Raw genomic sequence first — 13,662 nt, forward strand, 5'->3', positions numbered from 1 at the left:
GTATTACTTGGTTGCTGCTTTAACAGCGGAACGGATCGTCACGAACGACTTGTTGGCGCCAGGAACGTTCCCCTTGATCAGGATAACGTTGTGCTCCAGGTCGGTCGAGATAACGGTCAGGTTTTGCATGGTGCGGGTGTGGTTACCCATCCGGCCAGGCAGCTTCTTGCCCTTGAACACCTTGTTGATGATGGCGCCAAGAGAACCTGGGCGACGGTGGTAACGAGAACCGTGAGCCATAGGGCCGCGAGATTGGCCATCCTTCTTGATGTTACCTTGGTAACCGTGGCCCTTGGAAGTACCGGTGACATCCACGATGTCGCCAGCAGCAAATTCGTCAGCCTTGATTTCCTTGCCTACTTCGTATTCGCTAAGCGCTACATCACGGATTTCCTTAATGAAGCGCTTAGGGGTCGTGTCAGCCTTCTTGGCGTGACCGACGCTTGGCTTGTTGCTAAGGATTTCACGCTTGTCGCCGTAGCCCAGCTGAACTGCTTCGTAACCGTCAGATTCAACGGTCTTGACTTGCAGGACGATGTTTGGGGTCACGTCGATCACGGTAACGGGAACGAGTTCGCCGTTAGCGGTGAAAACTTGCGTCATGCCAATTTTCTTACCTAAGATTCCTTTACGTGTCATGGGTACACCTCCAATACGATGAATTATAATTTGATTTCGATGTCAACGCCGCTTGGCAGATCGAGCTTCATCAGCGCGTCAACGGTCTTGGGCGTCGGGTTAACAATGTCGATCAGGCGCTTGTGCGTGCGCATTTCGAACTGTTCCCGAGAGTCCTTGTACTTATGTGGCGAACGCAGCACCGTGTAAAGCGTGCGTTCCGTCGGCAGAGGGATCGGGCCTGAGATAGTAGCACCTGTGCGCTTGGCTGTCTCGACGATCTTATCTGCGGATTGATCAAGGATGCGGTGTTCGTAAGCCTTCAACCGGATCCGAATCTTTTGTTTTGCCATTGTGTGACCTCCTTCGTCTATTATCAGTTAGTAGACTAGCTCCGTGAAAATTTCCGCCACGCCGCCGTGGCAAAGCGGCCGGGCGTGTCGCAACCTCTCACATCCACGCTACCGTGGCCCAACACGAGCCAGAAGTGCATAGTAACCCACTAGATTACACAGCACTCTTGATAGTATACAGAAGCGGCCGCCAAAACGCAAGGTAATTCGCGGTGTTTCGCAAACTTTTTCGCCTGTCAAAGGCCGTCGTGCCGGCGTTAAGGCTGCCTGGAATGCACACGGTTTCACGAGCGGCGAGATGTCTTGACAACGCCCGACTTTCTGCTACAGTTGGCAGCAGGAGGTGTTACAAATGCCAAAAGCCCTGTTGATTATCGATTACACCAATGATTTTGTCGCGGCGCAAGGCGCCTTGTCGGCCGGCGCCCCCGCACAGGCGATTGCGGCTCGCATCGTCGCCTTGGCCGAGCAGTTCCGGGCGGCCGGTGACTTCGTCTACCTGCCCACCGATGTCCACACGCCGCACGACCCCTACCACCCGGAAAGCAAGCTGTTCCCGCCGCACAACGTTCGCGGCTCTTGGGGCCGCGAACTCTTCGGCCCGCTCGCCCCATGGTACAAGCAACACCAAGCGGAAGCGAACGTCACGCTGTTTGACAAGACGCGCTATTCCAGCTTCGCCGGCACCCCACTGGACCTGTGGCTGCGCGAGCGGCGGGTCACCGAGCTCCACCTAGTCGGCGTCTGCACGGACATCTGCGTCCTGCACTCAGCCGTCGACGCCTACAACCTGAACTACCCGCTGGTGATCCACCAAGACGCCGTCGCGACCTTCAAGCCCGGCGGTCAGGCCTGGGCCTTGGATCACTTCAAGACCGTGCTGAACGCCAGCATCGTCTGAGCCTGGGCGTGGCCCGGCCGTAACTGGTGGCTGGGCCGCCTTGGCTGCGACCGACAGCCACGCAAAGAGGCACCGACAAGCGCAATGCGCTTGCCGGTGCCTCTTTTGACGTCGCCTAGTCTTGAGTCGGGGTGTCGGTGTTGGCGGCAGCCTTGGCTGCCTCCTTGTCCTTCATCTGCTTTTCGATATCGGCAATTGAGTAGACGCTGTCGGACACGGTGCCGACGGTCTTGGGTTCCATGTGACGGTAGGTCGCCATCCCGGTACCGGCCGGAATGATTTTCCCGATGATGACGTTCTCCTTGAGGCCGACCAGCGGATCGTTCTTGCCGCGGATCGAGGCATCCGTGAGGACACGGGTGGTTTCTTGGAAGGAAGCCGCAGACAGGAAGGAGTTGGTCTCCAGGGAGGCCTTGGTGATCCCGAGCAGAACCGGGCGACCGGTGGCCGGAATGCCCCCTTGAACCAGGGTCTGCTTGTTGCGTTCGGTGAATTCGGCGATGTCCAAAAGCGTCCCCGGCAAAATGTCGGTATCGCCTGGATCCATCACGCGGATCTTGCGCAGCATCTGCCGCACCATGACCTCGACGTGCTTATCGCCGATTTCAACACCCTGCATCCGGTAAACCTTCTGCACTTCGTTGATCAGGTAGTTTTCGGTCGAAATGACGTTTTGAACCTTAATCAGCTGCTTCGGGTCGATCGAACCACCGGTCAGGCGGCCGCCGCGATCGATGTGATCGCCTTCGGCCACCGCCACGGAGGAGGCATAAGGCACACTGTAGGTCCGGGTGTCGGTTTCGCCCTTCACCGTGATCTCACGGGTGTGTTCGGCCGGGTTCTCGTCGATGGCGGTGATTTCACCGTCAACTTCGGAGATAACCGCCAGCCCCTTAGGGTTGCGGGCTTCGAAGATTTCCTGGACACGTGGCAGCCCCTGCGTGATATCTTCGCCGCCGGCAACACCGCCGGTATGGAAGTTACGCATGGTCAGCTGGGTACCAGGTTCGCCGATGGACTGGGCAGCGACGGTCCCGACGGCCTCGCCGACTTCGACCTGGGTGCCGGTGGCCATGTTGCGGCCGTAGCACTTCTGGCAGACACCGTGCTTGGTGTCGCAGGTGAAGACGGAGCGGATGGTGACGGCCTCAACCCCGGCGTCGACCACGGCCTGAGCCGCGTCTTCGTCCATCAGGGTGTCCTTGGGCACGATGACGGCCTTGGTCTTTGGATCGTAAACGGTCTTTTGCGTGTAACGGCCGACCAGACGATCGTAAAGCGGCTCGATCATTTCGTTGCCTTCGCGAATCGCCGTGACCAGCAGACCGCGGTCGGTGCCACAGTCTTCCTCGCGAACGATGACGTCCTGGGCCACATCGACCAGACGCCGGGTCAGGTAACCCGAATCGGCGGTCTTCAGCGCGGTATCGGTCATCCCTTTACGGGCCCCGTGGGTGGACATGAACATTTCCATAACGGACAGTCCTTCACGGAAGTTCGACAGGACCGGCACTTCCATCATCCCGCCGTTTGGCGCCGCCATCAGGCCACGCATCCCGGCAAGCTGGGTGAAGTTCGAGATGTTACCACGAGCCCCGGAGTCACTCATCATGGAGATTGGGTTCGTCGGGTCGAAGGCGTCGATCAGCTTTTGCTGAATGTCGTCTTTGGCGTCGTTCCAGATCGTGATCACACGGTCGTGGCGTTCCTGGTCGGTGATGAGCCCACGGCGGAACTGCTTGGACACGGTTGCGACCTTCTTGTGGGCCGCCTCGACGATCTCGCCTTTTTCAGGCAGGTTCGGCACGTCGGCCACGCCGACGGTCAGGCCGGAATGCGTCGCCTGGGTGTAGCCCAGGGTCTTCATGTCGTCCAGCAGGTCGGAGGTCCGCTGCACCTTGTAGGTCTTGAAGACCTCCGCGATGATGTCGGACAAGAAGCCCTTCTTGAACGGCAGGATCAGCGGGGCATCGGTCAGGTAGGCGTCAAGGTCTTCACCCGGCTTCAGGAAGTACTTGTCCGGGACGCCGTTGACAATGTTGTCTTGGGTCGGCTCGTTCAGGTACGGGAAGTCGGCCGGCATGATTTCGTTGAAAATCACCTTGCCGACGGAGGTCACCATCAGCTTGTTGCGCTGGGCATCTTCGAACGGCTTGTCCGGCATCGAGTTGACGGCGATGGCAATGCGGCTGTGCAGGTGAACGTAGCCGTTTTGCAGCGCCATCAGGACTTCGTTGGCATCCTTGAAGATCATGCCTTCGCCTTCGCGGCCCTTCTGCTCCATCGTCAGGTAGTAGTTACCCAAAACGATATCCTGGGAAGGCGTCACGATTGGCTTACCATCCTTAGGTGCCAGGATGTGGTGAGCGGCCAGCATCAAGAGCCGGGCCTCGGCCTGGGCCTCGTCGGACAGCGGCACGTGGATCGCCATCTGGTCCCCGTCGAAGTCGGCGTTGTAGGCTTCACACACCAGCGGGTGCAGGCGCATTGCCTTGCCGTCGACCAGGACTGGCTCGAAGGCCTGAATCCCCAGACGGTGCAGCGTAGGGGCGCGGTTCAACAGAACCGGACGCTCCTTGATCACGTCTTCGAGCACATCCCAGATGTCGTCGTCTTCACGGTCGATCTTGCGCTTGGCGTTCTTGATGTTGGAGGCCATTTCCCGAGCGACCAACTCGCGCATCACGAACGGCTTGAAGAGCTCAAGCGCCATGGAACGCGGCAGGCCACACTGGTAGAACTTCAGGGTCGGGCCGACGTCGATAACGGAACGACCGGAGTAGTCGACACGCTTGCCCAGCAGGTTCTGACGGAACCGCCCCTGCTTCCCCTTGAGCATGTGGCTCAAAGACTTCAGCGGCCGGTTGCCCGGGCCGGTGACGGGACGCCCACGGCGCCCGTTATCAATCAAGGCGTCAACGGCCTCTTGGAGCATGCGCTTTTCGTTTTGAACGATGATGTTCGGCGCGTTCAAGTCGAGCAGCCGCTTGAGGCGGTTGTTGCGGTTGATCACGCGGCGGTACAGGTCGTTCAAGTCAGAGGTGGCAAAGCGCCCACCTTCGAGCTGAACCATCGGCCGCAGATCTGGCGGGATGACCGGAATCGTGTCCATGACCATCCAGGCCGGATCGTTGCCGGATTCTAGGAACGCGTCGAGGATGTCCAGACGCCGGATCGCACGGGTCCGCTTTTGGCCCTGGGCGGACTTCAGGTCTTCCTTCAGTTCGGCGACTTCCTTGGGCAGATCAACGGCCTGCAAAAGCTCCTTAATCGCCTCGGCACCCATCTTCGCATTGAAGACGTTGCCGTACTCGTCGCGCTTGTCGCGGTACTCGCGCTCGGTCAGCAGCTGCTTTTTCTCAAGCGCCGTGTCGCCGGGATCGATCACCACGTAGGACGCGAAGTAGATCACTTCTTCAAGCGCCCGTGGGGACATGTCGAGGACCAGACCCATGCGGCTCGGGATCCCCTTGAAGTACCAGATGTGGGAAACCGGCGCGGCCAGCTCGATGTGGCCCATGCGCTCGCGCCGCACCTTGCTGCGGGTCACCTCGACGCCGCAGCGGTCGCAGACAATGCCCTTGTAGCGGATGCGCTTGTACTTCCCGCAGGCACACTCCCAGTCCTTGGTCGGCCCAAAGATTCGCTCGTCGAACAGCCCATCGCGTTCGGGCTTCAGCGTCCGGTAGTTGATCGTCTCGGGCTTCTTGACTTCCCCGTACGACCAGCTGCGGATCTTGTCCGGCGAGGCCAAGCCGATCTGCATGCTTTCGAATTTATTGACATCAATCAAAGGGCTAACCTCCTAGTGTTCGTCGTGTTGCTCGGTGGCGGCTGTGGCAGCCTCCTGGGCCTTCTTTTCTTCCTGCTGGGCGGCAAACTTAGCCAAGGCGTCGACGGATACCACGTCGTCGTCCTCGTCATCCATGTCGCGCAGCTCGATTTCGTTCTTGGCAGCGTCCAGCACCTTCATGTCCAGGCCCAAGGATTGCAGCTCCTTGACCAAAACGCGGAAGGATTCAGGCACCCCAGGCTTAGGAATCGGTTCGCCCTTGACGATCGCCTCGTAGGTCTTGACCCGGCCAACGACGTCATCGGACTTGTAGGTCAGGATTTCCTGCAGGGTGTAAGCCGCCCCGTAGGCTTCCAGGGCCCAAACTTCCATTTCCCCGAAACGCTGGCCACCGAACTGGGCTTTACCACCCAGCGGCTGCTGCGTAACCAGAGAGTAAGGCCCGATGGAACGGGCGTGGAGCTTATCGTCGACCATGTGGGCGAGCTTCATGTAGTACATGACACCGACGCTCACGCGGTTTTCGAACGGCTCGCCGGTGCGGCCGTCGTACAGGACGGACTTGCCGTCGGAGGCCATGCCGGCCTCCTTGACGGTGGCCCACAGATCATCATCGTTGGCACCGTCGAAGACCGGCGTTGCCACGTGAATGCCCAGCTTCTTAGCGGCCATCCCCAGGTGAAGATCGAGCACCTGCCCGATGTTCATACGGGATGGCACACCCATTGGCGACAGCAGAATGTCGACCGGGGTGCCATCAGGCAGGAACGGCATGTCTTCTTCAGGCACAACCACGGAGACGGTCCCCTTGTTGCCGTGACGGCCGGCCATCTTGTCGCCGACCTGAATCTTGCGCTTCTGGGTGATGTAGACGCGGACCATCATGTTCACGCCAGGCGCCAGCTCGTCGCCGGCCTCACGGGTGAAGATGCGAACGTCTTGGATGATGCCGCCGCCGCCATGCGGAACCCGCAGGGAGGTGTCGCGAACTTCGCGAGCCTTTTCCCCGAAAATGGCGTGGAGCAGGCGTTCCTCGGCGGACAGCTCGGTCACCCCTTTAGGCGTCACCTTGCCGACCAGAATGTCGCCGTCGCGGACTTCCGCCCCGATGCGGATGATCCCGAACTCGTCGAGGTCCTTCAGGGCGTCGTCGCCGACGTTCGGAATTTCGCGGGTGATTTCTTCAGGGCCAAGCTTGGTGTCGCGGGCTTCCGATTCGTACTCCTCGATGTGAATCGAGGTGTAGGCGTCTTCCTTGACCAGCTTCTCGGACAGCACAATCGCGTCTTCGTAGTTGTACATGTTCCAGGTCATGAAGGCGATGATCGGGTTTTGGCCCAGAGCCAGCTCGCCGTTCTCCATCGCTGGGCCGTCGGCGATGATCTCGTCGGCGTCGACCTTGTCGCCGAGGCGAACGATCGGCCGCTGGTTGTAGTTCTTGCCGGCGTTACTGCGACGGAACTTCATCAGCTTGTACTTGTCCAAGGCGCCGTCGTCGCGGCGAACGCGAATCTCCTTGGCGTCGACGTACTCAACGGTCCCAGGGTGTTCAGCCAAAACGGCAATCCCGGAGTCGTGGGCGGCCTTGTACTCCATGCCGGTGCCGACAAGCGGTGCGTGTGGGTCGACCAACGGCACGGCCTGGCGCTGCATGTTCGCACCCATCAGGGCACGGTTGGAGTCGTCGTTTTCAAGGAACGGGATGCAGGCGGTCGCAACGGCGACAACCTGCTTAGGCGAAACGTCCATGTAGTCGATGTGATCGGCGGTCGTTTCGATGTTCTCGTCCTTCTTACGGGCCAGAATGGTCTCTTCGGCAAAGGCCCCGTCGTCGGTCAAAGGCGCGTTGGCCTGAGCCACGACGTAGTTATCTTCCTCGTCGGCGGTCAGGTAGTCGATCTTGTCGGTCACGCGGTGATCCGTCCAAGACACACGGCGGTACGGGGTCTCGATGAAGCCGTACGGGTTGACCACCGCGTAGGATGCCAGGCTGTTGATCAGACCGATGTTCGGGCCTTCTGGCGTTTCGATTGGGCACATGCGGCCGTAGTGGGTGTAGTGAACGTCTCGCACTTCGTAGCCGGCGCGGTCACGCGTCAGGCCACCAGGGCCCAAGGCGGACAGGCGGCGCTTGTGGGTCAGCTCGCCCAGCGGGTTGGTCTGATCCATGAACTGGGACAGCTGTGAGGACCCGAAGAATTCTTTGATCGAGGCAACCACCGGCCGGATGTTAATCAGCTGCTGCGGCGTGATGGTTGCGGTGTCTTGGATGGACATCCGCTCGCGCACGACACGCTCCATGCGGGACAGCCCGATGCGGAACTGGTTTTGGAGCAGCTCGCCGACCGAACGGATGCGGCGGTTGCCCAAGTGGTCGATATCATCAGTGGCGCCAAGACCTTCCTGCAGGTTCAGGAAGTAGTTCATGGAGGCGATGATGTCGGCCGGGGTCAGGTACTTGACCTTCTTGTCGATGTGACCGTTGCCAATCAGGTTGATTTCCTTTTCAGGGTTGACCTGAGAGTAGACCTTGACCACCTGAATGGTCATCGGTTCGGTCACCACGCCTTGGTCGGATGGCTGGTAGGTGACGGTCTTGAAATCGTCACGGTCCAGGTAGCCACCGAGCGTGTCCATCACGTGGCGGTCGATCTTATCGCCCTTGGCGGCGATCACTTCGCCGGTGTCGGGATCGGCCAGGGTCTCGGCCAAAGTCTGGCCCAAAAGCCGGGTCTTCAGGCTCAACTTCTTGTTGACCTTGTAGCGGCCGACGTTAGCCAGGTCGTAGCGCTTTGGATCGAAGAACCGCGCGTAAAGCAGCGAGCGAGAAGAGTCCGCGGTTTTCGGTTCGCCTGGGCGAAGGCGTTCGTAAATGTCCTTCAACGCTTCGTCGGTGCGGGAGTCCTCGGTGTTCTTGTGGACGTCTTTTTCAAGCGTCAGCATCAGGGAGTCGTTGTCGCCGAAAATATTGATGATGTCCTGGTCGGCGCCAAAGCCCAGTGCCCGGACCAGCTCGGTCATCGGAATCTTGCGGGTGCGGTCGATCCGCACGTAGGCCAGATCCTTGGCGTCGGTTTCGTACTCAAGCCAAGCGCCGCGGTTCGGAATCACGGTGGTTCCGTAGGTCACGCGGGAGTTCTTGTCGGTGGCGCTGTTGTAGTAGACACCAGGCGAGCGAACCAGCTGGGAAACAATAACTCGCTCCGCGCCGTTGATGATGAAGGTCCCTTGCTTAGTCATCAGCGGGAAGTCGCCGAAGAAGACATCCTGGGACTTGATTTCACCGGTTTCGTGGTTGGTCAGGCGCAGGGTGACGTGCAGCGGTGCGGAGAAGTTCGCGTCGTGCTGACGCGCCTCCTCAACCGTGTATTTTGGCTCAAGCAGCTGGTAATCGACGAATTCCAGCGACAGGTTGCCTTGGAAGTCCTCGATCGGCATAATGTCGTCGAACATTTCCTTCAGGCCTTCGTCCAAGAACCACTGGTATGAGTTCGTCTGGATCTCGATCAGGTTGGGCAGATCGAGTACTTCTTTGATCCGGGAATAGGAACGGCGGGTGCGGTGCTTGCCGTAATTCACTAAGTGTCCTACCAAATTTGTTCACCCCTCATAGATTTACGGTACCGTCAAATATTACAGTTAGGTTACATCTGCTGGTCGGGCGGCGTTTTGAGCAAAAAAAAACGAAAAGTAGTCGTGCCGTGCCGCTACTTTTGCGTTTTTATTTGCGCTACGCCGGACAATAGATCGACGCAGCCACATCCTAACCGAAATGCAATTGCACTAATGGTACCAGATTCGGCGTTTGTTTGTCAAGCGTTGACCGGTTCCGCCGGTGCCGCCGCCGGCCGGACGCCGAAGGTCAGCTTCCCCTTCTTGGCGCCGATGGTGATGGTGTCGCCGGCCTTGGCCTGGCCGGTCAACAACAGCTCGGACAGCTCGTCTTCGACGTCGCGCTGCAGTGCCCGGCGAATCGGCCGGGCCCCGTACTCGGGGTCAAAGCCGGCCTTGGCGACGGCGTTGATGCCGGCCGGCGTGATTTTGACCGTGATGTCCTGGTCGGACAGGCGGTGCAGCACGTTCTTGGCCATAATCTTGACGATCTCGTGCAGTTCGTCTTTGTTGAGGCTGTGGAAGACCACGGTCTCATCGATGCGGTTGAGGAACTCAGGACGAAACGCCCGGCGCAGCTCCTGCAGCATCCGCGACTTCATCGCCTTGAAGTCACCGGCGCCGTTAACCGCCCCGAAGCCGACGCTCTTGTCGTCGCGCAGCGCGGTGGCCCCGATGTTCGAGGTCATGATCAAAATCGTGTTGCGGAAGTCGACGCGCCGCCCCTTGGAGTCGGTCAAAAAGCCGTCGTCCAGCACCTGCAGCAGGATGTTGAAGACATCCGGATGGGCCTTCTCGACCTCATCCAAGAGCACCACTGAGTAAGGTTTGTTGCGTACCTTCTCAGTCAGCTGGCCGCCCTCGTCGTAGCCGACGTAGCCCGGCGCCGCCCCGATCAGGCGACTGGTCGAGTACTTCTCCATGTACTCGGACATGTCAACGCGAATCATCGCGTCCTCGGAGCCAAACATCGCCTCCGCCAGGGCCTTGGCCAGCTCGGTTTTGCCGACACCGGTGGGGCCGAGGAACATGAAGGAGCCGATCGGGCGGGTCGGGTCCTTCAGACCACTCCTGGCCCGGCGAATCGCCCGGGCGACGGCCGACACCGCCTCATCCTGGCCGACGACCCGTTCGTGCAGGACCTTCTCCAGGTTGACCAGCCGCTCGCTTTCCTTCTTTTGCATCTGGGTGACCGGCACCCCGGTCCACTGCGAGACGACCTCAGCCACGTCCTCTGGGGTCACCTGGACGTCGGTGCGAACCGCACCGGCCTGGGCCGAGTCGGCCTCGAGCTTGGCGCGAAGCTTCTGCTCCTTCTCGCGGATGGTGGCGGCCAGCTCGAAGTCCTGGTGCATGATCGCCTCGTTCTTGGCGGCGACGGTGTCTTGCAGCTTGGCCTGCAGCTTGTCAGCCTTGGTCGGCTTATCGGCCTCGTCCAAGCGAACCTTGGCGGCACTTTCGTCGATCAGGTCGATTGCCTTGTCCGGCAGGAAGCGGCTGGCGATGTAGCGCGTCGACAGCACAACGGCCTCGTGCAGCGCCGCGTCGGTGATGGTCACCCCGTGATGCGCCTCGTAGCGCGGCCGCAAGCCCTGCAGAATCTGCTCGGCCTCGGCCGGGCTCGGCTCGTCAATCTGAATGGTGGCAAAACGCCGCTCCAGCGCCGCGTCTTTTTCGATGTACTTCTGGTACTCGTCCAGAGTGGTGGCCCCGATCAGCTGCAGCTCGCCGCGAGCCAGGGCCGGCTTCAAAATGTTGGAGGCGTCGATTGCGCCTTCCGCCCCACCGGCGCCGATCAGCGTGTGAAGCTCGTCGATGAACAAGATGACCTGCCCGTCTTGGTAAATCTCGTCGATCACCTTCTTGAGCCGGTCCTCGAACTCGCCGCGGTACTTGGTGCCGGCGACCAAAGACCCCATGTCGAGCATCATCAGCCGCTTGTTCTTCATGTCGGCCGGCACCTGCCCGGCCACAATTTTCTCGGCGAAGCCCTCGGCGATGGCGGTTTTGCCGACCCCTGGTTCACCGATCAAAACCGGGTTGTTCTTGGTGCGACGCGCCAGGATCTGGACCAGCCGCCGCACTTCCTTGTCGCGGCCGACCACGGGATCCATCTTGTTCTCCCGGGCCAGCTGGGTCAGGTCACGCGCGAGACCGTCGAGCGTCGGGGTGCCGGCGCTGGCCGCCCGGGTCGGCCGGGCAGCTGGGCCGCCCTTGTGCTTGGCCGGGGCATCCGAGATACCCATTTTCTTCAGCACCAGCTGCCGGGTCTTGGCCAGGCTCAGGTCTAGGTTCTGCAGAATCCGGGCCGCCAGGATGTCATCCTCGCGCAGCAGGCCGAGCAGGATGTGCTCGGTGCCAATCTTTAAGGCGCCGAGCCGCTTGGCCTCATCGCCGGCGAAGCTCAGAATCTCCTTGCCCTTGGGCGAGTACGGCAGGTAGGCGTCCTTGGCGGTGCTGCTGCCGGCGCTGGTGCCGTAACCGGTGAAGCGTTCGATTTCATCATGCACATCGGCCTCGGTGACCGACAGCTGACGCAGGGTCTTGCCGGCGATGCCCTCGGGCTCGATCACCAGGGCAATCAAAAGGTGCTCGGTGCCGACGGCGTGGTGGTGGAAGGCCTTAGCCTGATCCTGCGCGATTTGTAAGACGTTTTTAGCACTAGGGGTGAATAAGTTGTCCATACGCAAACTCCTTTGATCCCTGGGATCGGTTCAACACTAACGTTCATCTACTATTGAGTCACAGTTCGTCGTCGCGGTGCAACTACAGCGGTCGGCGGTGCGGTGCGGCAATCCCGGTCGGCCGCGCAGTTGCGACAGCCGAACTAGTGCGACCGCAACACAGGCTAGTGGCCGTAGCGCAGGCTGTCAAGCAGCGCCTGCATCAGCCTGGCTCGCAGCCGGCCCTCGCTGACCGCGTCGGGCTGGGCCAGCACCTGGGGGCTCAGCACGTTGAGCATTGCGGTGCCGGTTTGGCGACTCACCAACCCAGCCTCGTACAGCTGCTGCAGCATGCGCTGAGCCGCCGCGTCGCTCAGCGTCTCCGGCAGCTTCTGAGCCATCAGGCACACCAGCGATTGGTCGGACAGCTGACTGACCTTGTGAATGCGAATGTAGCCCCCGCCGCCGCGCTTGCTTTTGACCACGTACCCCCGCTCCGGGGTGAAGCGGGTCTTGATCACATAATTGATCTGGGACGGGACGCAATTGAACTGGTCTGCGACCTCGGCTCGCGAGATCTCGACCTGCCGCTCGGCCTGAAGCATCGCTTTCAGGTACTGCTCAATCACATCCGACATGTTCTGCCCTTGCAATACGACACCTCCTTTGTCGAGAGTCTGACTAATCTTGACTTTCATTATAGCCATGGTTGGCCAAAAAAGCGAACGCAAAAAAAGATCGGCGTCTGCACGTCGATCTTTGACTGATCGGGAAAACGGGATTCGAACCCACGACCTCTACGTCCCGAACGTAGCGCTCTACCAAGCTGAGCTATTTCCCGATGAAGCGGAAGACGAGATTCGAACTCGCGACCCCCACCATGGCAAGGTGATGTTCTACCACTGAACTACTTCCGCATTATCGCTATTCAATTGCGTTCCGGCGAGCCGGAATGCACCCAGTAGGAGTCGAACCTACAACCTTCTGATTCGTAGTCAGACACTCTATCCAGTTGCGCTATGGGTGCGTATTAATATGACCATGCCGAGAGTCGGGTTCGAACCGACACGGTAATCACTTACCGCAGGATTTTAAGTCCTGTGCGTCTACCAGTTTCGCCATCCCGGCGGAAAGTGAGAAGCGGAAGACGAGATTCGAACTCGCGACCCCCACCATGGCAAGGTGATGTTCTACCACTGAACTACTTCCGCGAAATATTCAACTGCTGCCGACTAGAGGGTTCGAACCTCCGACCCCCTGTTTACAAGACAGGTGCTCTGCCAGCTGAGCTAAGTCGGCAAATGCGGGTGAAGGGACTCGAACCCCCACGGTATTAACCACTAGAACCTAAATCTAGCGCGTCTGCCAGTTCCGCCACACCCGCAGATTCCAATTCTAATGAAAATGAGCCGTGACAGGCTCGAACTGTCGACCCTCTGATTAAAAGTCAGATGCTCTACCAACTGAGCTAACGGCTCATGTGAATCAACTACTGATCCAATGCCCGTGGGGCACTGGAGGATACAGGGCTCGAACCTGTGACCCTCTGCTTGTAGGGCAGACGCTCTCCCAACTGAGCTAATCCTCCATAAATGAAGCGCGGCAGCTTCCTACCCTCGCAGGCAGTCACCCACCAACTACTCTCGGCGTTGAGAAGCTTAACTTCTGTGTTCGGCATGGGAACAGGTGTATCCTTCTCGCTATCGCCACCGCACTTCTATT

7 protein-coding genes, 9 tRNA genes and 1 rRNA gene are annotated in these 13,662 nt (G+C 59.7%); 1 reads left to right on the top strand and 16 read right to left on the bottom strand.

Annotated features, from left to right (window positions below; all coding sequences use genetic code 11):
- Positions 1–3 precede the first annotated feature (3 nt).
- Entirely contained in the window at positions 4–639 is a 636-nt protein-coding gene (gene rplC / locus ACYVRZ_RS05635; protein ID WP_461225531.1) for a 50S ribosomal protein L3, read from the bottom strand.
- A 23-nt stretch (positions 640–662) separates the two neighbouring features.
- Positions 663–971, bottom strand: a complete 309-nt coding sequence (gene rpsJ, locus ACYVRZ_RS05640) for a 30S ribosomal protein S10 (RefSeq protein ID WP_003567567.1) — start codon at positions 969–971, stop codon at positions 663–665.
- A 343-nt stretch (positions 972–1,314) separates the two neighbouring features.
- Between rpsJ and ACYVRZ_RS05645 the strand changes: the two genes are divergently transcribed.
- Positions 1,315–1,872, top strand: a complete 558-nt coding sequence (locus ACYVRZ_RS05645; RefSeq protein WP_461225532.1) for a cysteine hydrolase family protein — start codon at positions 1,315–1,317, stop codon at positions 1,870–1,872.
- Positions 1,873–1,987: 115 nt separating this feature from the next.
- On the opposite strand, the gene rpoC is transcribed toward ACYVRZ_RS05645, so the two are convergent.
- From rpoC to rrf, 14 genes are all read right to left on the bottom strand, one after another.
- Positions 1,988–5,665, bottom strand: coding sequence for a DNA-directed RNA polymerase subunit beta' (gene rpoC / locus ACYVRZ_RS05650; protein WP_262315158.1), 3,678 nt, complete (start codon positions 5,663–5,665; stop codon positions 1,988–1,990).
- A 12-nt stretch (positions 5,666–5,677) separates the two neighbouring features.
- Positions 5,678–9,259 (bottom strand): DNA-directed RNA polymerase subunit beta, encoded by a 3,582-nt coding sequence (rpoB, locus tag ACYVRZ_RS05655; RefSeq protein ID WP_461225533.1) that lies wholly within the window; start codon positions 9,257–9,259, stop codon positions 5,678–5,680.
- 218 nt (positions 9,260–9,477) lie between these two features.
- On the bottom strand, positions 9,478–11,961 hold the full coding sequence (locus ACYVRZ_RS05660; protein ID WP_461225534.1) for an ATP-dependent Clp protease ATP-binding subunit: 2,484 nt from the start codon (positions 11,959–11,961) through the stop codon (positions 9,478–9,480).
- Positions 11,962–12,125: 164 nt separating this feature from the next.
- A complete protein-coding gene (locus ACYVRZ_RS05665) occupies positions 12,126–12,593 on the bottom strand; it encodes a CtsR family transcriptional regulator (RefSeq protein ID WP_461225535.1) in 468 nt (155 codons plus the stop codon).
- 114 nt (positions 12,594–12,707) lie between these two features.
- Positions 12,708–12,781, bottom strand: a tRNA-Pro gene (locus tag ACYVRZ_RS05670).
- Between the two features lie 4 nt (positions 12,782–12,785).
- A tRNA-Gly gene (locus ACYVRZ_RS05675) sits at positions 12,786–12,857 on the bottom strand.
- A 36-nt stretch (positions 12,858–12,893) separates the two neighbouring features.
- Positions 12,894–12,967: transfer RNA gene (locus tag ACYVRZ_RS05680), tRNA-Arg, on the bottom strand.
- Between the two features lie 15 nt (positions 12,968–12,982).
- Positions 12,983–13,068 (bottom strand) — tRNA-Leu (locus tag ACYVRZ_RS05685).
- A gap of 11 nt (positions 13,069–13,079) precedes the next feature.
- Positions 13,080–13,151 (bottom strand) — tRNA-Gly (locus tag ACYVRZ_RS05690).
- 15 nt (positions 13,152–13,166) lie between these two features.
- Positions 13,167–13,239 (bottom strand) — tRNA-Thr (locus ACYVRZ_RS05695).
- A gap of 3 nt (positions 13,240–13,242) precedes the next feature.
- Positions 13,243–13,324, bottom strand: a tRNA-Leu gene (locus ACYVRZ_RS05700).
- Between the two features lie 21 nt (positions 13,325–13,345).
- A tRNA-Lys gene (locus ACYVRZ_RS05705) sits at positions 13,346–13,418 on the bottom strand.
- Positions 13,419–13,455: 37 nt separating this feature from the next.
- A tRNA-Val gene (locus ACYVRZ_RS05710) sits at positions 13,456–13,528 on the bottom strand.
- A 9-nt stretch (positions 13,529–13,537) separates the two neighbouring features.
- A 5S ribosomal RNA gene (gene rrf, locus ACYVRZ_RS05715) occupies positions 13,538–13,654 on the bottom strand.
- Positions 13,655–13,662: the final 8 nt, after the last annotated feature.

The sequence above is a fragment of the Lacticaseibacillus suihuaensis genome (genome assembly GCF_054785075.1).

Bases quoted from the DNA above. Each gene is read 5' to 3' on its own strand.
- rplC (WP_461225531.1), bottom strand. From the start codon at position 639: ATGACACGTAAAGGAATCTTAGGTAAGAAAATTGGCATGACGCAAGTT.
- rpsJ (WP_003567567.1), bottom strand. From the start codon at position 971: ATGGCAAAACAAAAGATTCGGATCCGGTTGAAGGCTTACGAACACCGC.
- ACYVRZ_RS05660 (WP_461225534.1), bottom strand. From the start codon at position 11,961: ATGGACAACTTATTCACCCCTAGTGCTAAAAACGTCTTACAAATCGCG.